23 protein-coding genes and 3 pseudogenes are annotated in these 18,205 nt (G+C 44.5%); 16 read left to right on the top strand and 10 right to left on the bottom strand.

What is annotated here, in order from left to right; genetic code table 11:
- Positions 1-184 (top strand): DUF7734 family protein (locus AC3A14_RS19670; protein ID WP_487779116.1); only part of this gene is annotated, 184 nt, incomplete at its 5' end.
- Positions 185-602: 418 nt separating this feature from the next.
- Positions 603-1,043 (top strand): DUF4332 domain-containing protein, encoded by a 441-nt coding sequence (locus tag AC3A14_RS19665; RefSeq protein WP_487779115.1) that lies wholly within the window; start codon positions 603-605, stop codon positions 1,041-1,043.
- Here AC3A14_RS19665 and AC3A14_RS19660 read toward each other — a convergent pair.
- From AC3A14_RS19660 to AC3A14_RS19640, 5 genes are all read right to left on the bottom strand, one after another.
- Complete coding sequence (locus AC3A14_RS19660) at positions 1,032-1,814, bottom strand: M48 family metallopeptidase (RefSeq protein WP_318732594.1); 783 nt, start codon at positions 1,812-1,814, stop codon at positions 1,032-1,034. The genes AC3A14_RS19665 and AC3A14_RS19660 overlap by 12 nt on opposite strands.
- Positions 1,815-1,816: 2 nt before the next feature.
- The gene (locus AC3A14_RS19655) at positions 1,817-2,515 is read right to left on the bottom strand and encodes a TIGR00266 family protein (RefSeq protein ID WP_318732595.1); all 699 of its coding nucleotides are present in this window, start codon (positions 2,513-2,515) and stop codon (positions 1,817-1,819) included.
- 102 nt (positions 2,516-2,617) lie between these two features.
- Complete coding sequence (locus AC3A14_RS19650; protein WP_318732596.1) at positions 2,618-3,298, bottom strand: TIGR00266 family protein; 681 nt, start codon at positions 3,296-3,298, stop codon at positions 2,618-2,620.
- 21 nt (positions 3,299-3,319) lie between these two features.
- Positions 3,320-3,985 carry a TIGR00266 family protein gene (locus AC3A14_RS19645; protein ID WP_318732597.1) on the bottom strand — a complete coding sequence of 222 codons (666 nt, stop codon included), beginning with the start codon at positions 3,983-3,985 and terminating at the stop codon, positions 3,320-3,322.
- Positions 3,986-4,144: 159 nt separating this feature from the next.
- Positions 4,145-4,681 (bottom strand): DUF3172 domain-containing protein, encoded by a 537-nt coding sequence (locus AC3A14_RS19640; protein ID WP_271940628.1) that lies wholly within the window; start codon positions 4,679-4,681, stop codon positions 4,145-4,147.
- Positions 4,682-4,885: 204 nt separating this feature from the next.
- Here AC3A14_RS19640 and psbZ point away from each other — a divergent pair, with 204 nt between their 5' ends.
- The 9 genes and pseudogenes from psbZ to AC3A14_RS19595 all read left to right on the top strand — a co-directional run bounded on the left by psbZ (position 4,886) and on the right by AC3A14_RS19595 (position 13,460).
- Positions 4,886-5,074, top strand: coding sequence for a photosystem II reaction center protein PsbZ (gene psbZ / locus AC3A14_RS19635; protein WP_318732598.1), 189 nt, complete (start codon positions 4,886-4,888; stop codon positions 5,072-5,074).
- Positions 5,075-5,260: 186 nt separating this feature from the next.
- A pseudogene (gene ribH / locus AC3A14_RS19630) lies at positions 5,261-5,731 on the top strand (6,7-dimethyl-8-ribityllumazine synthase); the annotation flags it as partial.
- A gap of 319 nt (positions 5,732-6,050) precedes the next feature.
- Positions 6,051-7,154 (top strand): S1 RNA-binding domain-containing protein, encoded by a 1,104-nt coding sequence (locus AC3A14_RS19625; protein WP_318701530.1) that lies wholly within the window; start codon positions 6,051-6,053, stop codon positions 7,152-7,154.
- A gap of 97 nt (positions 7,155-7,251) precedes the next feature.
- Complete coding sequence (locus AC3A14_RS19620) at positions 7,252-7,992, top strand: HAD family hydrolase (protein WP_318701529.1); 741 nt, start codon at positions 7,252-7,254, stop codon at positions 7,990-7,992.
- Between the two features lie 153 nt (positions 7,993-8,145).
- Positions 8,146-9,402, top strand: a complete 1,257-nt coding sequence (gene metK, locus AC3A14_RS19615; protein WP_318732599.1) for a methionine adenosyltransferase — start codon at positions 8,146-8,148, stop codon at positions 9,400-9,402.
- 700 nt (positions 9,403-10,102) lie between these two features.
- Positions 10,103-10,501, top strand: a complete 399-nt coding sequence (locus AC3A14_RS19610) for a sigma-70 RNA polymerase sigma factor region 4 domain-containing protein (RefSeq protein WP_318732600.1) — start codon at positions 10,103-10,105, stop codon at positions 10,499-10,501.
- A 29-nt stretch (positions 10,502-10,530) separates the two neighbouring features.
- Positions 10,531-11,444 (top strand): annotated as a pseudogene (locus AC3A14_RS19605) (DUF1822 family protein).
- 33 nt (positions 11,445-11,477) lie between these two features.
- Complete coding sequence (locus AC3A14_RS19600; RefSeq protein WP_318732601.1) at positions 11,478-12,053, top strand: tetratricopeptide repeat protein; 576 nt, start codon at positions 11,478-11,480, stop codon at positions 12,051-12,053.
- Between the two features lie 93 nt (positions 12,054-12,146).
- Positions 12,147-13,460, top strand: a complete 1,314-nt coding sequence (locus AC3A14_RS19595; RefSeq protein WP_318732602.1) for a polysaccharide deacetylase family protein — start codon at positions 12,147-12,149, stop codon at positions 13,458-13,460.
- 89 nt (positions 13,461-13,549) lie between these two features.
- On the opposite strand, the gene AC3A14_RS19590 is transcribed toward AC3A14_RS19595, so the two are convergent.
- The 5 genes from AC3A14_RS19590 to nfi form a co-directional block, all read right to left on the bottom strand.
- Positions 13,550-13,855 (bottom strand): hypothetical protein, encoded by a 306-nt coding sequence (locus tag AC3A14_RS19590; protein ID WP_318732603.1) that lies wholly within the window; start codon positions 13,853-13,855, stop codon positions 13,550-13,552.
- A gap of 195 nt (positions 13,856-14,050) precedes the next feature.
- The gene (locus tag AC3A14_RS19585; protein ID WP_318732604.1) at positions 14,051-14,680 is read right to left on the bottom strand and encodes a ribonuclease D; all 630 of its coding nucleotides are present in this window, start codon (positions 14,678-14,680) and stop codon (positions 14,051-14,053) included.
- A gap of 110 nt (positions 14,681-14,790) precedes the next feature.
- Positions 14,791-14,976, bottom strand: a complete 186-nt coding sequence (locus AC3A14_RS19580) for a hypothetical protein (protein WP_271942690.1) — start codon at positions 14,974-14,976, stop codon at positions 14,791-14,793.
- Between the two features lie 144 nt (positions 14,977-15,120).
- The gene (locus tag AC3A14_RS19575; protein WP_318732605.1) at positions 15,121-15,720 is read right to left on the bottom strand and encodes a hypothetical protein; all 600 of its coding nucleotides are present in this window, start codon (positions 15,718-15,720) and stop codon (positions 15,121-15,123) included.
- Positions 15,721-15,798: 78 nt separating this feature from the next.
- The gene (gene nfi / locus AC3A14_RS19570; protein ID WP_318732606.1) at positions 15,799-16,464 is read right to left on the bottom strand and encodes a deoxyribonuclease V; all 666 of its coding nucleotides are present in this window, start codon (positions 16,462-16,464) and stop codon (positions 15,799-15,801) included.
- A gap of 119 nt (positions 16,465-16,583) precedes the next feature.
- Between nfi and AC3A14_RS19565 the strand changes: the two genes are divergently transcribed.
- The 5 genes and pseudogenes from AC3A14_RS19565 to AC3A14_RS19545 all read left to right on the top strand — a co-directional run bounded on the left by AC3A14_RS19565 (position 16,584) and on the right by AC3A14_RS19545 (position 17,998).
- Entirely contained in the window at positions 16,584-16,985 is a 402-nt protein-coding gene (locus tag AC3A14_RS19565) for a hypothetical protein (RefSeq protein ID WP_318732607.1), read from the top strand.
- A gap of 244 nt (positions 16,986-17,229) precedes the next feature.
- Entirely contained in the window at positions 17,230-17,451 is a 222-nt protein-coding gene (locus AC3A14_RS19560; protein ID WP_318732608.1) for a hypothetical protein, read from the top strand.
- Positions 17,451-17,600: pseudogene (locus AC3A14_RS19555) on the top strand (type II toxin-antitoxin system VapC family toxin); the annotation flags it as partial. The gene AC3A14_RS19560 and the pseudogene AC3A14_RS19555, both read left to right, overlap by 1 nt.
- 39 nt (positions 17,601-17,639) lie before the next feature.
- Positions 17,640-17,837: a hypothetical protein gene (locus tag AC3A14_RS19550; RefSeq protein ID WP_318732610.1), complete on the top strand. Its 198-nt coding sequence runs from the start codon at positions 17,640-17,642 to the stop codon at positions 17,835-17,837.
- Positions 17,807-17,998, top strand: coding sequence for a hypothetical protein (locus AC3A14_RS19545; RefSeq protein WP_487779117.1), 192 nt, complete (start codon positions 17,807-17,809; stop codon positions 17,996-17,998). Before AC3A14_RS19550 ends, AC3A14_RS19545 begins: the two co-directional genes overlap by 31 nt.
- Positions 17,999-18,205: the final 207 nt, after the last annotated feature.

Below are 18,205 nucleotides of genomic sequence, written 5' to 3'. Positions count from 1 at the left end.
GTTTTCCAGTTCTTTAATGCGATCGACTGCCTTTAATCCAGATATCCCTGTCTTACCAGAAACTGCTAAGATTGTGGGGGGCGATCGCCTGAAAATTCCCTACAATCCTGACAATCCCCAATATATTCAACAAGGACTCACTTTAGAAGCCCTAGAAGCCTTATTTGCAGAAGTAGGTGTTTAACATAATCAAATAAAATAGCGATCCCCATCAACTCGTCTCAAATTCTTAAATAGCTGAAGCAATTGCCTTAGCTCAATCTATCCCTAATATATCCTTTATCGAATTAGTGAGGTACATTAGAAGAGAGGAATAATAAACTAGCAAATGAAAGCATACTTTTTATTGTACCTCATCTATTTGAGAAACGCTATAGTATTGTTTGGCTAGATGATGTTCAAGCTAGACGAGTTGGTGTCTATATTGAGCAGTTAAAATTGAGTGGAATTTATATCGAATCCAGCTTGATTGAGGCTATTCTAAGGGATGTAGGAAAAATTGATTAACAAATTTTGACCATTTACCCCTCTTCGATCGCTCTTGCTTCTAGCTCCTTTGATCGGATAACTTAGAATTATCCCTATTTTCATCCCTCCTCACCATGAAACCTCCATCCTCTACTCAACGAAGCTCCCCTTGCATTTGGCCTCTAGAACAATTACCTGGACTCAGTACCAAACACCAAAGCCAATTATCAGATTTAGGGGTCAACACAACTGGCGATCTGCTCAAAAAAATGACTCCCATGCCAAAGCGCATCCAATACGGTCAAAAATTGCATTTGCCTCTCCAAGTTTTGAATAAATGGATGGCTTTGTCTGATTTAGCTAGAATAAAAAGTGTCGGTTGTGAATATAATGGCTTGTTGCTCCATGCGGGAGTTGCTTCAGTTGTTCAACTCTCCCAAATGTCTGCCCATCAATTGCATCGTCAAGTCCTGAAATTGCAAGTTTCTCTTATGCAGCGCCGGGATCTTTGTCCGTCGGTGGATAAAGTTGCACAATGGATTTATGACGCAAAACAATTAATTTTAAATTTTTAATGGATGGGGTAGGGGTTGCTTGTCTTGGAGGGGATAATTCTGTTGTTGAATCTCTTCTTCTAGGGCACTAATTCGTTTTTTCGGTGCGGGGTGGCTGGTGAGAAAATCCCAATTGCGAGTGGCATCTTGGCTTAAGCGGCTGAAAAAGTCGGTCGCGCCAGCCACATGACCATAGGTTTGATAGAGTAGGGTGAGGCCAAATCGATCGGCTTGAGTTTCCTGAGATTGGGAATAACGAGAATTGCTAATTGCGACGAGCAAAGTGCTGGCATCATTGAGCCAATCAATATTACCAAATAGGGTAAAAATGGCTAGACGAATGACTAAGGTACGCCCTAACCGTCTTAAATGATCTCGATGGGCAAAATGCCCTAATTCATGACCGAGAATCATCATCAGTTCGTTTTCGGATTGGATGTTTTCGAGTAACCCTTGGAAGATGATGACGACATCCCCAGGAATGGCGATCGCGTTCACCGTGGGTCGATTGATATACAATAGCCGATAATCGCGATCGCTATCCTCTAAATGGCTTTCTAAGCGATCGAGCAGTTGGTTTAGGGTATCTTGCTCTACAGAGTCTTCCGCTTGCTGCTCATACACAGGGATAATGACACTCCCCAGCTTTTGCTCGACGCTGATGGGAATTCGGGTAATGGCAAAATCGGCGATCGCCATTCCTGCCCAAATCGTAAGGGCGATCGCCAGCACAAACAAACCGGCGAGAATCAGTAACTGACGGTTGCTAGTGGGAGGATTGCGATCGCTCATCGTTAGCTACTACTTTTAACCGGACGAAACGGATATAAAAAGTTTAGTAACGGATAAATTCCACGGGTTTGAATCCATAAGCGCCCTTGTCCACTAAAGCGACAAACTAGACCTTCTCCCCCTAAAATTCCCGTTTTCAAACTCTTAAAACTTAATCCGCCAATCATCTCCACATTATACTGCAAAGTGTCTTCAAAAGCAACGATATAACCCGTATCAACTACATAAGCTCCTTCCACTGGAATTTCGATAATTGCCCCATAAGAACTAAACCAAAAATCACCGGTGCCACTGGCTCGCAACAGAAACAAAGATTCACCGCTAAAAAATCCTTTTACTCCTTGAAACTTGGTATCTATGTCGATCGTCTCACTACAAGCCACAAACCCAGAAGATTGTACGATTAAACCTTTACTGCCATCGAGGGAATAATACTGAATATCTCCAGGAACTCCAGGAGAAATATATAACGATCCTCCTGCTTTCTCTGCTGTAAATTCATTAATAAATAGAGACTCACCCCCTAACATTCTGCCCACACTTTTGAGCATACCGCCCTTCATTTTTGACTGCATGGTGATATTGCTATCCATGGCTGCCATGGCAGAAGCTTCGACTAATACCTTCTGTTGGGGACGTAAATTCAACACCAGGGAGGCATAAGCTGGGGAATGGTCAATTTGATAAGTAAATTGTGACATGATAATGGGTAATGGGTAATGGGAAGTCAGTGGGCAAGGCAAGAGTAACTATAAGCTGAACAATCTGACTTATTCTCCTGCCCACCCTGGGATGATTTATAATTATCTACGCTCAGGCAATTGCGATCCTACCGTCAATCCAAAGCTACCTGAATTATGGGTTTGGCAGTACACTTTTCCCTTGCCTTTGAATCGACAAATAAATCCTTCTCCCCCAAAAAATGCACCCAACCAACTAGAATTGGCTTTACCAATTTCAAAATCTAAACTCCGTTCAAAGGCGACAATATGCCCCGTATCTACAATATATTCCCCATTGACATCAATCTCATAAATTCCACCAAATGAGGTAAGAATTACGGAACCTATCCCTGAGATTTTTAGCCAAAAAATGGCTTCACCTGAAAATAAGGATTTTAAGCCTTCAAAGCCAATGTCAATAATCACATCAGACGCACAAGCTAAATAAGAAGCGGCTTGTACCACTAATTCTTGTCCTGTCATCTCGTAAACCATGACATCTCCCATCAGTGTAGGAGCTAGAAAAACTTCACCATTAGGAATGGGCGATCGAAATACACTTAAAAAGAGGGATTCTCCGCCTAACATGCGCTTGAGTCCTCCCATAATTCCGCCCCCTTTTCCTTGGCGGAGGGTAGTACTAGTGTTGATAGAAGCACTCATTGCTACCATTGCTCCAGCTTGAGCAATGACTTCTTCGCCACTGTTGAGTGTAACTTTGGCGATCGCACTATCAGGCTGCTTTAGTAATTGAATATCCATAAGCTATAATTAAATCATCTCTTAATTGCGGACTTTCGGACGTAAAAAACTGACCAAACCACTCATACTTCTCGATTGCAGGTAAATCACGCCTTTTCCTTTTAGACGATTAACAAAGCCTTCTCCAGAAGCGATTGAGCTAAAAATGCCCCCTGATAAACCAATACTCATTTTGATATTGGGACTATAGGCAACTAAATGGCTATTATCAACAATAAATTCTCCCGATACACTCTGTTGGGAGATGCCACCATAAGCACCAAAAAAAACTTTTCCGCTACCGCTTACTTTCAACTTAAAGAGTCCCTCTCCAGCAAACCAACTGGCAAAACCAGCCCAACGTACCCCTAATTGAATATTAGGATCGCTAGCGATATAAGCCCCCGGTTGTAAACAAAGGGCATTTCCCGTTAATTTGACACATTCAATATCGCCAATTAAGGATTGAGTAAATACTACAGTTAAAGGCTTTTGGGTCTTATTTTGAAAGCGATTGACAAATAGGGATTCTCCTCCGAAAAACTTCCGCAGTAGGGCAGAGAAAAAGCCCCCAGAAAACTCGGTTTTCATGGATAATGCAGCATCCATACTCGTCATCGCTCCTGCTTCAGCAATGATTTGTTCTCCAGGGTTCAGGGTGACAAACACAGCCGCGAATGCGGGTTTATAGCGAATTTCATAGGACACAATGTTTAAACCCCTGTACAATAAATCTTGATTTACGGACAGGGGTATCATATTTTTTGAGTCGGAAGGGATTTTTTAGGTTTATTTTAAGCTTCCGTCACTCACAGTACTTAAGAAAAATCATTAAAACTCTTGGACAGGACTTCTGCAAGAAGTCTCTTAAAAGCGATCGCTCTCTGGAGCCGTTCCTCCAGGATTGAGTCCGGGCTGACTGAGGAAGAAGTTTTCAGCACTATCATTTTGATACACACAATTGACCTTGGGATTACTGTCAATACTGCCTGTATAAGCAAAGGTATTCATCCGATTCTTACAATCATTAAACTTATCACGGGGCAGGAGATTGCGCTGTTCCAAAATCACCCAGTTATTGCGCCGGAGTACACATCCTGGTTGCATCGCGGGTTGAGAGATATAGACGCTAAAGGGGTTTAAGGTAACATACAGGCGAGCATCCATAACCATCGCACTCGCTCCAAATTTCACACATAATTCTGGATCTGGGGCACTGCGATCGATAAAATCACGGGAAGCCACATTTTCCGGGGATAGAGTAGTCGTGGAGCTAAAGGCGATCCCAATCCCGATCCCCAGAACAAAGATCCCTCCCATCAAAGCCACCAACGTATAGTTAAATGGAGAAGATTTAGGGCCAAAATTACCGGTTGATTTGCGTCTTGAGCTGGTTCGAGTCATAAATTTTAGATTAGCACAGAGGAACGGGAGAAGCAGGGTTGAGCCACTCTAAACTCTAGTATGACGAGTTTGGCCACAGATTGCCTACTGATGCGATCGCCCCAGCCGCCAAAACTCTTTTGCTTGGTGCCATGAGGCACTATAGTAAAACAAAGGCCATACCTGGCTTAACCCATTTGCTTGCTCGTGTTAGGAGAGTACATTATGTCAATTCTATTTCAACTATCCCTATTTGCCTTAGTTCTTTTATCCTTTGTCTTAGTCGTGGCTGTTCCCGTTGCCTATGCTCTCCCCCAAAACTGGGAACAATCTAAACCCTTGCTATATGTTGGCTCTGGCTTCTGGGCCGTCCTAGTCATCCTGGTTGGCATCTTGAATTTTTTTGTTGTTTAAGATTCTGGGCATGGGGCAATCCTTAGTTATCTTTGAGACTAACTATTGTCCCTTCCTAGAGATCAGCCTTTTCAAGTCATTGCCCTTGAAAAGTTGGATGAGAGCAAGCCTTAGAAATGGGGACTCTAGCGTGAAAAATAGTTCTCCCCTTACCGATTACCAATTACCGCGCAAAGTGCTATAACTATGACCGTTTTTGAGGGAACATTTACTCAGACCGAGGGACTGCGATTTGCCATTATTATTGGTCGATTTAACGACCTCGTCACTGGAAAACTGCTCACTGGGTGTCAAGATTGCTTAAAAAGACATGGGGTAGATATCGATCCCAATGGGACTCAAGTCGATTATATCTGGGTTCCAGGGAGTTTTGAGATCCCCCTAGTAGCTCGGCAAATGGCGATCGCTAATCAATATGATGCCATCATTTGTTTAGGAGCCGTGATCCGAGGCGATACCCCCCATTTTGACTATGTATCGGCTGAAGTTTCCAAAGGCATCGCTGCGGCTGGATTTCAAACCGGAGTCCCGGTTATCTTTGGTATCCTTACCACCGATACCCTACAACAAGCCTTAGAACGGGCTGGAATTAAAAGTAACCTGGGTTGGAATTATGCCATGAATGCCCTAGAAATGGCCACCCTCATGCGGCAAATCCCTACCTCGAACCCTTCCTAAGCAAGGAATACAGCTCATTGGGGGCATTTTGATGTATGAGGAGATGGCTTGATTGCGCCCCATCTTCACCCTCTCCCCTATCTTTTTCTAAGACTCCCCCTCAACAAGTTTTAGACTAGGGGACTGGTATGGAAATACAAAAATAGGGTATTATAGAATGTCTGTGTTATAAGCAGATTCGGGTTATTCCCAGGGTAACTGGTAAAACCCCCTTGTAGAGGTTTGGAGGCTGCGAAAATGCGTCCCCACTGTAAACCCCAGCAAAAGATACGGAGATAATTACTAGGAAATCATTCGCATGGTCAATCAGGAATTAATGGCTACAGACATCGGTTTTACGCACGAAGATTTTGCTGCACTGCTCGATAAATATGACTATCATTTTAGCCCCGGCGATACCGTAGCTGGTACGGTTTTCAGTCTGGAGCCAAGGGGCGCTCTGATTGACATCGGCGCGAAAACCGCAGCATACATTCCCATTCAGGAAATGTCTATTAACCGCATCGATACCCCAGATGAAGTCTTACAATCTAATGAAACCCGTGAGTTCTTCATCCTTACCGATGAAAATGAAGATGGACAACTGACCCTCTCCATTCGCCGCATCGAATATATGAGAGCGTGGGAAAGAGTCCGGCAACTGCAAGCAGAAGATGCAACGGTCAGGGCCCAGGTATTCGCCACAAACCGAGGTGGAGCCTTAGTGAGAATTGAAGGACTTCGGGGATTTATTCCTGGCTCCCATATTAGCACCCGCAAACCGAAAGAAGATTTAATGGGTGAAGAATTACCCTTAAAATTCTTGGAAGTGGATGAAGACCGCAATCGTTTGGTTCTCAGCCACAGAAGAGCGCTTGTAGAACGCAAGATGAACCGCTTGGAAGTGGGCGAAGTCGTCTTAGGAATGGTACGCGGTCTCAAACCTTATGGAGCATTCATCGATATCGGTGGAGTCAGCGGTTTGCTGCACATTTCAGAGATTTCCCACGACCATATCGATACGCCCCACAGTGTATTCAATGTCAATGATGAGATCAAAGTGATGATTATTGACTTGGATGCCGAGCGAGGCCGGATTTCTCTGTCTACTAAGCAACTCGAACCTGAACCGGGCGATATGGTTAAGAATCCCGATTTGGTTTACGATAAAGCCGAAGAAATGGCCGAGCGCTATCGTCAAAAACTCCGCGCCCAAGCGGAAGGGATTGAACTTCCTCAAGAAGACTCGACTCCAACGGCTGAAACTCCTGTAGAGGAAGGGACAGCAGAAGAGACACAAGAGTCGGTTGAGGCTGTAGAAGAAGGCCCAGCAGAACCCCAGGTAGAAAATGAGGCTGAGGCATCGGAGCCGGAAGAAACGGTTTCAGAAATCCCAGAAGAACAGTTAGCGGCTGCTGAATAGAAACCAAGGAAGGAGCTATGAGACCCTGGTGTGGGTGGGCGAGTCCCACCCAACTTTTGGCTATGGCGCTTCGCGCTAGGGAATACGGAGTCGAAGTATGGTAACGGTTGTATGTCACGATCGCCAGTTTGAAAACATCAGCGCTATCCTATTTGATAAGGATGGAACCCTGGCCCATTCAGAACCTTATCTACGCCATCTGGCCCAGCGAAGAGCGCGCCTTATTGATGCCCAAATCCCTGGAGTCGGAGAACCGTTACTGATGGCCTTTGGGGTGGACGAACAGGGGTTTAATCCAGCCGGATTAACGGCTGTAGGGAGTCGCCAAGAAAATAAAATTGCAGCAGCGGCTTATGTGGCTGAAACGGGACGGTGTTGGCTGGAATCGTTGGAAATCATTAACCAAGCGTTCCAGGAAGCAGATCGGGTCATGCAGAATAAAGCCAAAGAAACAGTAGTACTGCCTGGAGTGGCCGAAGTGTTCGACCGTTTGCGGCGATCGCATCTAAAATTAGGCGTAGTCTCCTCCGATATCCGTGAAAACATAGAAAAATTTCTCGATTTTTATCAACTCAGCGACTATATTCAAATTATTCAAGGAGCAGAACCCCACCTAACCAAACCCAATCCCCAAGTATTTTGGTCTGCCTGCGAACAGTTAGGAGTCTCTCCCCAAGAGGTGCTGATGGTGGGTGATGCTCCGGGAGATTTTACCATGGCGCGCAATGCCCAAGCCGCCGGAAGCATTGGTGTAGCTTGGGGATGGAGCCGACGACCGAATCTAGACAAAGCGGATGTGGCGATCGCCAAATTAGACGAAATACAAGCGATCGGTTAAATTGGGATGTTAGCTGGAGTTAAGGATTTTCTGACTCTACACAATTGAATCAACTTTATGGAAACCAGTTCCTAGTTTCTGTAGGCTCTCTTAGACAAGAGATAAAATCACTTGATTCGAGTTCAACCTCATTAAACAAAAGGAGATTTTTCCTTGGTTCGTCGCTATTTATTTACCTCAGAATCTGTAACTGAAGGCCATCCTGATAAAATCTGCGATCAAATCTCAGATACCATCATTGACGCTCTGCTGGCCGAAGACCCTGCCAGCCGCGTAGCCGCCGAAGTGGCTGTCAATACTGGATTAGTCTTAATCACTGGTGAAATCACCTCCCAAGCCCAAGTCAACTACATTGATCTGGCGCGGAAAAAAATTGCTGAAATTGGCTATGTGCATAGTGAAGGCGGCTTCACCAGCAACAGTTGCTCCGTCCTGGTTGCCCTTGATGCCCAATCTCCTGACATCGCTCAAGGGGTTGATGCTGCCGCCGAACAGCGGGAAATGTCGAGTGAAGAGCGCTTTGACTCCACGGGTGCAGGAGACCAAGGGTTGATGTTTGGCTTTGCCTGCAACGAAACCCCCGAATTAATGCCTCTGCCTATTAGTTTGGCTCACCGCATTTCTCGTCGGTTAGCCGCAGTCCGCAAAACAGGGCAACTCTCCTATCTGCGTCCTGATGGTAAAACCCAGGTGACCGTTGCCTATGAAGACGGTAAGCCTGTTGCTATTGATACCGTGTTGATTTCCACCCAACATGCAGCCACCATCGGTGAAGTGACTGACAACACGGAAATTCAGAAAAAAATTAAAGCAGATCTCTGGGATGCCGTGGTGCTTCCCTCATTTTCTGATTTAGAGATCAAACCCGACAGTGCAACCAAATATTTTGTTAATCCTACTGGTAAATTTGTAGTTGGTGGCCCCCAAGGGGATGCGGGTCTAACTGGACGTAAAATTATTGTTGATACCTATGGTGGCTATTCTCGTCATGGTGGCGGCGCATTTTCCGGTAAAGACCCCACTAAGGTAGACCGTTCTGCTGCCTATGCTTGCCGATATGCAGCTAAAAATATCGTTGCAGCAGGACTCGCAGAAAAATGTGAAGTGCAATTGGGTTATGCCATTGGGGTCGCTCGTCCCGTGAGCATTATGATTGAAACCTTTGGGACGGGTAAGGTCGATGATGACCAATTGCTAGAAGCAGCCCAAAAGGTCTTTGAATTCCGTCCAGCGGGAATTATTGAAACCTTTGGTTTGCGTACCCTACCCCAGGAACGGGGAGGACGTTTCTATCAAGATGTAGCCGCCTATGGTCATTTCGGCCGCAATGACTTAGATCTGCCCTGGGAAAAAACCGATAAAGTGGAATTACTTAAGAAAGCTGTAAGTGCAGCCACGACAGCCGGTTAACTTCACTCAAAACCTTAGCCAGTAAGGGGAATGATGAACGAACTCTACTGGAGTATTTTCCTTAAAAGCGATCGCTTCTAAGTTTAGCAAGCGATCGCTTTTAAGTTTAGCAAGGAACTTGTTAAGTTAGGACAGCTAAATTATGGGTTTAAGAAACAGGGAATGAGGAACAGAAAATGTCTTATCCCTCTTCTGTCACTCTCCAAGAATGAAGATAGAATAAAATAGAGTATCAATAGCTAAAAGCGAGATAGATCAATGGATGTAGAGTTACAGATCTAATGATTAGTTTGAATAGTCAACCATTTTGGTGATTAAATAATTCAGAATCCCAGAAGATAAAAAGTGCTAAAGTTCAAGGAGATTGTTCGGTTCCCTCACAGTGGGATCGCTCTGGCAGTTGGAAAAGTATCTTGAAGAATTTTCGTTTACTGATTCAGCCGACCCTTCTGTTCTGGTCAATTGTTCCGTGGTTAGATGTTGTTCCGAGTTCTTATTTATGGAGGGGATTTAATAAATTGATTAACGGTGTTAATCAATTTCAATCCTTTTATCCTTCCGTCTAATTGGCAGATTTCCTATTCATTGAACTCGGAGAGTGACAGAAGAGGGTTATACTATTTCTCCATGATATTGCGCTTAATAAATACTCTCAGACAATTACCTCAATAGAAATCATGAGTGGCAAAATTAAAGAGAAATGGTATTAGCTTGGGTTAACTTCTTACTCAAACAGCGTTTTTGGTTGGGCGCTATTCAAGAGTTTCGCCGCTCTCATCTCCATGGATTGCAATTTTATCAACGGACGTTAGATGATTTCGAGGAATACGAACCCGACAGTCATGACGATGAGCAAAATCTCTCTATTACAGAAAAAGTCATTAAACAATTAGAGGATAATCCAGAACATGAATTGAGTAAAATTCATGTTAAAGGTCATCCGAAGGCGAATCTGAGGATTTTGATTTTAAGGCGGCTCTATGGTCAGTCTTGGCAAGAGATTTCTGCATCTCTGAGGGTTAGCGTTCCGACCTTGTCGAGCTTTTATCGGCGCAAAATGATTCAATTCAGAAAACAGTTACAGGATTTAACAACCTGATTTTAATTTTGTTCTTGGAGTTTATTGTCATGGTTATTCATTCTTCCCCATTCTTCAATTCCATCAGTCCTAAAATTCCCCTTGGATTTAGCGACCATCAACAAGCTGAAGTGTTTTTGCACTCACAAAAGAATCCTCGAAAGCGCAAGCCAGTCTATTTGAATACCCTATCAGTTTTAGCGATTAAGTTTCATCTTCAATACTTGGGCTTTGATCCCCATACAGAAGTTTGCGAGAGCTTTGATAGCGTGCTTCAGGCTTGCTTCGATGTGGCGGACTTAGAGTTGCCTCATCAAGTAAAATTGAATGCCGTCCGGTTTTACTAGGTCAGGATTATATGAGGGTTCCTCCAGAAGTCTTTGAGGATCGTCTCGCCTATATTGCGGTAAGATTAAATCGGGAATTAACGGACGCGGAAATTCTAGGATTTGTGGAGCAAGTAGACGCAGAAATGATTCCTTTAAGTCAATTGCGATCGCCAGAAGAACTGTTTGACTTTTTGCAGCCCATACCGTTTCCCCGGATTAACCTCAGTGATTGGCTACAAAACTCGATCGCCCAAGGTTGGAAAACCTTTGAGGAAATCTTCCCTGTTCAGGAGCCACAATTGGCACTTAATTTTCGCTCCAGAGATAAACGTCAGGGTGTTAAGCGAGGCAAATTGTTTCAACACCAGAACAACCATTTTACACGGCTGATTGGGGTTCAACCGATCAATCGAGAAATGCAGATTTCCGTTGAGCTTTATCCCACAGCAGAACAGATCTATCTCCCCCACAATCTGAAAGTGAATATCTTGAATGAAACGGGTCGTTCTATTATGGAAGCGATCGCCACCCAAACTAAGAATATTCAAATGGAGTTTAAGGGAGAAACCGGAGAACCCTTTAGTGTCCAAATTTCGTTAGGCCAGATGTGCATGATTGAATCTTTTGTGATTTAATAAACCTAGCTTCATCATCCCTAACCTCTGTTCTTGAATGGTTTGGCGATCGCGATCGCTCCCTGGGAACCCCAAGCTTACTATAATCGCGGCTGGGTCTGTAAACAGAAGCAAGAATTAAATAGCATCTGTCTTTTTTGGTACGAAAGAGCTGCCAATAAAGGACATCCAGATGCTCAGGCAGAAGCCGCCTATCTCAACATTCGCCTGGGAAATCCGGATCGAGCTATCTACCGGAGCAATCAGTGTATCGAGCGTCCAGTCTACCCCGGTATAGAAATTGCCTGTTGGAAAAATCGCGGATGGGCGAGAATGAAGCAAGGACGGTGGATAGAAGCGAAAGAGGATTTAGAAAAGGCAGTTTCTCTATCGATCTCTAAAAATCTTACTGCTCCCCATGCCGCTTGTTTACTCGCTCAAGTCTGGGAACAGGAGGGTAACCCAGAACAAGCCTTAGAGTATTGGCGCAAAACCAAAGAAGATCTAGCAAAGGATGCGAAGGAAAAACTGAGTCAACGCTCTACAGAACAAGATGGGTGTTTCGGCAAAGCCAGATTTAGACTCCAAAGATTGACAAATGCCAATCCACCCGAAAAAATTGAAACTTGACCCCTAGTAACGGCTAACGGGTATAGCAGAGTAGGAGAACTTCAATCCTTAGAAACCTATTCCCTATCCCCCATTCCCTATTCCCCATTCCCCATGACCTATTCTGAGATCTTTGCTCAACCTTCTCTGCTCGACCTCGCTAAGGAAGGGAATCCCCAGGCAATTAGTTATTGGATGAATAGCTTACTTGCACCGCAAGGGGTTTCCGTGCAAGTGAACCAGTCTCCGGATCGCTGGCTGAATGTTCAGGTTGATTTTCACCATCCGAGACGCAAAGATCAATGTTTAAGCCTCCAGCAGCGTTTAGTGCGATTTGTCTGCTATCGTCTGTGGACGCTAAACTCAGCAGCTATTCACCAGGTGAGAATTATCGCTAGACAAGCTGGAGATCGCCGCATCCTCTGGAAACAAGCCGTACGAATTGCCACCCCTGCCAGCGAACAAAGCAGTGCCCTCGCTCCAGCTCCCACTGCATCTATTCCAAAATCTTTCCAATTCCGGCTGATGCGGACTTTACTTATCAGTCGTTTAACTGCTGTAAGTTTTATTCTTTCCTGCTGGTGGTTTTATGCACAACTGATCAATGCCCATTGGATTCATCAAAATCAATTTGCCATCTCTACACCACTTCCCCTCGATCCCCCTCCTAGCATTGCTCCCACTCCAGAAGTCTCACCCAGTCCAGTTGCTGTCTTCCCCCCAAAACTCGAACCCTCTTTCACAGTTGTGGATGTTCCAGAACAATTTCGGGGCAAAGTGATCAGTCAGGCTAACGCTTTAGCCATGCCAAAAGTTGTGGCTTTAACCTTTGATGATGGCCCTTGGCCGAAGACAACTGAACAAATCTTAGATATTCTCAAGGAACATGAGATTAAAGCGACCTTTTTCTTGGTGGGACAGCATATGAAAAACCATCCCAAAATTGCCAAAAAAGTCGCTGATGCTGGGCATATTCTGGGAAATCATACCGAACATCATTATACCCATACTCTCGATCCGCAAACGGCTGCCCAGGAAATCGAGTCCACCAGTAAATTAATTTTTGAGACCACGGGAATTAAAACCAAGCTGTTTCGACCTCCAGGAGGGAATCTAGAGAGCGGTTTAGCCGATTATGCCGAGTCTAAAGGCTATGGGATTATGATGTGGTCTTCCGACTCAGAGGATTATTATGTGTCTACCCCGGTGTTAATCGATAACGTCTTAAAGAGCGTCACCCCTGGTGGGATTGTACTCTTTCATGATGGCGGAGGCGATCGCCGCAATACCGTCGAAGCCCTACCCCAAATTATCACCACCCTCAAACAACAAGGTTATCGCTTTGTCACCATTCCTGAACTGTTAGAAATAGAAGCCAAGCAAACCCCATTAAATGAAACCGAAGAAGAATTAACCCTTAATAATTAACAACTTACCCTAAGCGTGTTTTATGAAAGGATGTGACATCTGAAGAGGTACTAACTCCCCTAGGGTTTAATGACTGGGAATAATTCGATCTAACTGCTGTAGATCGCCACAAAATATAGGGGCGCTCTATATCCCGTGGCTTCTGGGTTATCTAATACTTCCTGAATGCTCGCGTTTGGCGCTAACCTGATTCCCAGGCGATCGCCGGGTTGAAAGGAAAAGGTTTTCTCTCCTAAGTATTCTCCAGTGTTCCAGTTGTTTGATTCTACCCGATCGCCCAACTTGGCTGCTTCTGTGCGATCTCTAATGGCTATTGTTCCCCAGTCTGAGTCGGATAATACCCGCTTTGCTGCTTCAGAGATAACTTCCGGAGTATCTAGTTCAAATTCTCCCATCTCTGGCCAGCTAAATACACCAACTTCTGAGGAATGTGGGGGGGGAGTAGGATGGGGTTGGAGTCGGGGGTGGCGATCGCTAGAGCCAGTTCTTGAATCACTACTTTTCCTGTTATCTTTGAGAACCTTTTTTCTGTTACTACAGGTAAGAAAGTATCCCGAATTGAGGCAGACTTGATATCATTTATGACTCAATTAATGCTCTAATACATCTTTGTACTGCAACAGGTCTAAGGCGACTAAAACAGGGATACAGCCAAAACACTGTTGAGCAAGTTCCCAACGCTCTTCTCGGTGTAGCATGTGGATGAGCTTTTCTTTAACACTGAGAAGATAGCGCACGTCATTAGCCGCGTAACTAAGTTGTTCCTCGGAGAGGTTACCTACATTTCCCCAATCTGAGCTTTGGGCACTTTTATCGAGTTCAACTTTTTCCAGTTCTTGGACTAATTCTTTGAGTCCGTGACGGTTGGTGTAGGTACGGGCGAGTTTGCTGGCGATTTTGGTACAGAAGATCGGGTTAACGATGATATTGAAATGATGCTGAAATTGGGCAACATCAAATCGGGCAAAGTGAAAGACTTTAGTGATCTTTGGAGACTCTAGCAGTTGTTTGAGGTTGGGGGCTGTGGTTTGTCCTTTGGCGATCCGGATGGCAATTACATGACCTTGGGGGTCAGAAATTTGTACTAAACAGAGGCGATCGCGCAGGGGCAATAGGCCCATGGTTTCGGTATCTACCGCAATTTCGTCTACTTGCATATAATGGGCGAGTTGCTCGTCGCTCAAATCCTGCTCGCCGATCTGAAAAGGTTGAATGGTCATAAATTCGGTAATTGGGTAATAGGTAATAGGTAATGGGTAATGGGTAATCTCCGCATCTCCGTGTCCCCACGTCTGTGCCTCCGCCGTTTCTCCGTGTCCCCCTATCCTCGTTATGGCTGTTGTTCAGTAGGGGTTTTAGGGTTGGAAGGAGGGGATTTTTGGGAAGCGTGAATCAACCAACCGATGACCAGAACCAGGATTGCGCCGAGAATATAACCTAAACCAGCAAATCCAAAGCGATCGGCGGCAAAACTAATCCATTGTCCAAACCCTTGCTTGGGGGGGGGATCATTCATATCACTCATACAAAAATATACAGCGCTTCGCGCTAGAGAATAGGGAACAGGAAAGGGGAAAATGAAGAGCAATGCAGTAATCACATATTCTGATGACTATTGCTATTCATGTCTATTGCCTTTTGCCTGACTTCTGCAAGAAGTCTATTGACTTTCAAAGAGTTCGGAGAGTTCTTCAGTACTGGTTCCTAAAATACGGGCAAGTTTGGAGATTTCATTATCGGTGAATCCATCCCGAATTTGGATCAGTTCTTTGGGGGCACGCCCGACGATGCGGGCGATCGCCAGAATTTGTTCGTCGCTAATTTCTTTTCCTCCATACACATCCCGCAGATCTTGGGGGGAGAGTTTATAGGAGTCACAAAAGCGCACAAACTCTTTATCGCTAATATCGAGTTGTTCTTGGCGATCGCGCAATAGGAACATGATCGCCCGCGAACCATGATCGGGACGCTTAAAGCGATCGACATATTGCTTGAATAACTCATTGATTTGTTGGGGCGTTCCCCCCAACTGTTTCACTAAGTCGGTACAGGCCATTTTCAGGGCTTTAGTTAGGGTTTTATTATGTTGAGTGAGCTTTTCGTTTTCCTGTTGGAGTTTTTCGGATTTGTTGATGGTGTCAACAATACTAGCGGCAAATTCTGGAGTACATAAGCCGACATCCGCATCTTCATAGGAGATGGGGATATAGGAGCGATTCGGATTAAATTGTAAGTTTAAAGACTGGTTATTTTCTTCCATAAGGTTCTATAAGTTGCGCTAACCCAACGCTTCAGAAGACAAGTTCTGAATCTGGGTCTATTGTACTTCACCTGAGCGCTAAATTCGATTGGAGGCCAAGCGATCGGCGATGCGAGTGGTTTCGGGGAGACGGTAATGGGGACTACAATCAAGGACATAGGCGATCGCCGTCTCTAAGCCGATCTTATGACCAATGGACACATACAGGGGTTTAACTTTGGTGCGGGTTCTCAGCACTGCACCAATGATTTCATCCCGATCTTTGAGAGGTGTCCAACTGCCTCGTTGGGGTGCAGGTTCATCATGAGTACCGATAAACCTGGATTTCGCTACACCAATGGTGGGACAATCGAGCAGTGTCCCCAGATGACAGGCTAATCCAAATCTGCGCGGATGGGCTAATCCTTGACCGTCGCAGAGGATGAGATCGGGAGTTGTAGTCAGTTGACGGAGCGCTTGCAGGATGGGAGGGACTTCCCGAAAGGAGAGAAAACCCGGAACATAGGGAAAGATCGTCGGACAAAGAGCGATCGCCGTTTCGATCAGCTTTAAGTCGGGAAAACTCAGCACCGCAACTGCGGCTCTCGTGGTTTTCCCGTCATCTTCAAATCCCAGATCGACTCCAGCAACCCAATGGACTTCTGGGAATTCATCGGAGGTGACAGTGCGATCGCGCCATTCTTCTTGGATTAATTTTGCCTCCCCTACCGAAGTCGGCCAACCAAGGATTTCAGGAATATGCATAACTTATCCACTTTGCTCATAGATCTTTATTATGCTAAATTTAGAGCTGCTAAGAGCAATTCTTCCCTCAAACCCCCTTCATTTCAACCGTTTTTTCTTAAATATCCCCTGACCTATGTATGAATATAAAAGCAGAAAAATTCGCCCATGACTGGAAATATAACTGGTATGGTTTCTGGTATGCAGAGGAAAGACACACCGATCAACCTTTCGATCTGAGCGCGCATATTGATGAAAATTGGCTTCCTCCTGATAAAGATAAAATCATTGAATATTTGAAAAAGGCTCCTAATATGGTGGTCGCTTCAAATAAGCTTAAAAAATGTCACGATTGTGAGGAGAAAATAAACACACTTGTATATCGGAGTGATGGTGTTTTATTTTGGCCAGATTGCCTCTCTCATTATGTAGAGAAACATTGTTTTAGGCTCCCCGATCGATTTGTACACCGTATTAGAGAACGTAATTACAACACTCCTCCACCAGATGAGGTAGATATGGAGGCTCTCGATTGGCCTTAAATCGACTGTCCTAGAACAAATGAGATCTATTTATAGCAGGGCAAAGGATAGTTAGGACATTTTCTATTGCCTATTGCCTATTGTCTATTGCCTAAAACCATAACCTACTGTCCGAACCAACTCATTCACTGCTATAGTTCTTGGGTTTGGAATTGGCTTAATAGTCTATCGTGCTGACTTGCCGTTAGGGGAGGCAGTCGCCGTTTGAGCTACAATAACCCTAAATTTCTATCGTTGATTGATAATGACATTACAAGACATACAAACGCAAGCACTACAACTCTCAACTGGCGATCGCTGGCAGTTAGTCCAAACTCTTTTAGAATCTCTCAAACGAGAAGCGTATCCCCAGCGAAAAAAGGGTAACCTATCTCGGTTACGAGGGATTGCAAAAACTTCAGCACCTACAGAAGAAAGGAATGCTAAAGAGGATTACATCACTTATTTGACTGAAAAATACAAGTAATGCGAATTCTTATTGATACTAACGTTGTGCTTGATTTCTTTCAAGAACGAGAACCCTTTGTGGACAGTGCAGCAAGATTATTTGAGCGCATTGATGCTGGAGAAATTGAAGGGTTCATTGCAGCAACAACAATAACAAACATTTACTACTCAAAATTATAGATGCAATACATTTCTGAAAGAGGTGTTATGACAGTTACCGAAATCCAAGAAGCAGTAATGAAACTTTCTACAGGAGAGTTTAAAGAACTGCTTCAGTGGCTGGATGAATTTTCTGAATCTCTCTGGGATCGGCAAATTGAGGAAGACCTTGAAGCAGGCAAGCTAGATGGTCTTATTCAACAAGCAAGGAAAGAATTCAGAGATGGAAAGTACCAGGAAATTTAAAACATTTCACTACTCCCCAGTTTTGGGAATACTATCGTCAGTTGCCACAGGAAGTTCAATCCCTGGCAGACAAGAATTATGAGTTGCTTAAGAACGATCCGAAGTATCCCTCTTTACATTTCAAAAAGATCGGAAGTTTACAGCGCTTTGCGCTGTATTGAGGTACAGTATTTAATCTATGGGTTAGAATTGTCATTGCGACCGGAGGGAAGCAATCGCCAAGATTGGGTGATTTTGCGATTGCTTCATTCCACTTCGTTCCATTCGCAATGACTGATCTCTAATGATACTGTACTCCGTTACAGCGCAAAGTGCTGTATCCCTCTTTTGTCACTCTGCCGAATCAAGATAGGAATTAAGATAAGGGA

Source organism: Roseofilum sp. (assembly GCF_982964205.1).
The sequence above is the reverse complement of the archived record's forward strand: the minus strand, read 5'-3'. Positions and strand labels throughout refer to the sequence as shown.

What these genes read in the sequence shown, in the direction of transcription:
- nfi (WP_318732606.1), bottom strand. Translation starts at nt 16,464, where the DNA reads ATGCATATTCCTGAAATCCTTGGTTGGCCGACTTCGGTAGGGGAGGCA.
- AC3A14_RS19565 (WP_318732607.1), top strand. Translation starts at nt 16,584, where the DNA reads ATGAATATAAAAGCAGAAAAATTCGCCCATGACTGGAAATATAACTGG.
- AC3A14_RS19665 (WP_487779115.1), top strand. Translation starts at nt 603, where the DNA reads ATGAAACCTCCATCCTCTACTCAACGAAGCTCCCCTTGCATTTGGCCT.
- psbZ (WP_318732598.1), top strand. Translation starts at nt 4,886, where the DNA reads ATGTCAATTCTATTTCAACTATCCCTATTTGCCTTAGTTCTTTTATCC.
- AC3A14_RS19640 (WP_271940628.1), bottom strand. Translation starts at nt 4,681, where the DNA reads ATGACTCGAACCAGCTCAAGACGCAAATCAACCGGTAATTTTGGCCCT.
- AC3A14_RS19580 (WP_271942690.1), bottom strand. Translation starts at nt 14,976, where the DNA reads ATGAATGATCCCCCCCCCAAGCAAGGGTTTGGACAATGGATTAGTTTT.
- AC3A14_RS19595 (WP_318732602.1), top strand. Translation starts at nt 12,147, where the DNA reads ATGACCTATTCTGAGATCTTTGCTCAACCTTCTCTGCTCGACCTCGCT.
- AC3A14_RS19660 (WP_318732594.1), bottom strand. Translation starts at nt 1,814, where the DNA reads ATGAGCGATCGCAATCCTCCCACTAGCAACCGTCAGTTACTGATTCTC.
- AC3A14_RS19560 (WP_318732608.1), top strand. Translation starts at nt 17,230, where the DNA reads ATGACATTACAAGACATACAAACGCAAGCACTACAACTCTCAACTGGC.
- AC3A14_RS19655 (WP_318732595.1), bottom strand. Translation starts at nt 2,515, where the DNA reads ATGTCACAATTTACTTATCAAATTGACCATTCCCCAGCTTATGCCTCC.
- AC3A14_RS19575 (WP_318732605.1), bottom strand. Translation starts at nt 15,720, where the DNA reads ATGGAAGAAAATAACCAGTCTTTAAACTTACAATTTAATCCGAATCGC.
- AC3A14_RS19550 (WP_318732610.1), top strand. Translation starts at nt 17,640, where the DNA reads ATGACAGTTACCGAAATCCAAGAAGCAGTAATGAAACTTTCTACAGGA.
- AC3A14_RS19585 (WP_318732604.1), bottom strand. Translation starts at nt 14,680, where the DNA reads ATGACCATTCAACCTTTTCAGATCGGCGAGCAGGATTTGAGCGACGAG.
- AC3A14_RS19590 (WP_318732603.1), bottom strand. Translation starts at nt 13,855, where the DNA reads ATGGGAGAATTTGAACTAGATACTCCGGAAGTTATCTCTGAAGCAGCA.
- AC3A14_RS19620 (WP_318701529.1), top strand. Translation starts at nt 7,252, where the DNA reads ATGGTAACGGTTGTATGTCACGATCGCCAGTTTGAAAACATCAGCGCT.
- AC3A14_RS19610 (WP_318732600.1), top strand. Translation starts at nt 10,103, where the DNA reads ATGGTATTAGCTTGGGTTAACTTCTTACTCAAACAGCGTTTTTGGTTG.
- AC3A14_RS19625 (WP_318701530.1), top strand. Translation starts at nt 6,051, where the DNA reads ATGGTCAATCAGGAATTAATGGCTACAGACATCGGTTTTACGCACGAA.
- AC3A14_RS19650 (WP_318732596.1), bottom strand. Translation starts at nt 3,298, where the DNA reads ATGGATATTCAATTACTAAAGCAGCCTGATAGTGCGATCGCCAAAGTT.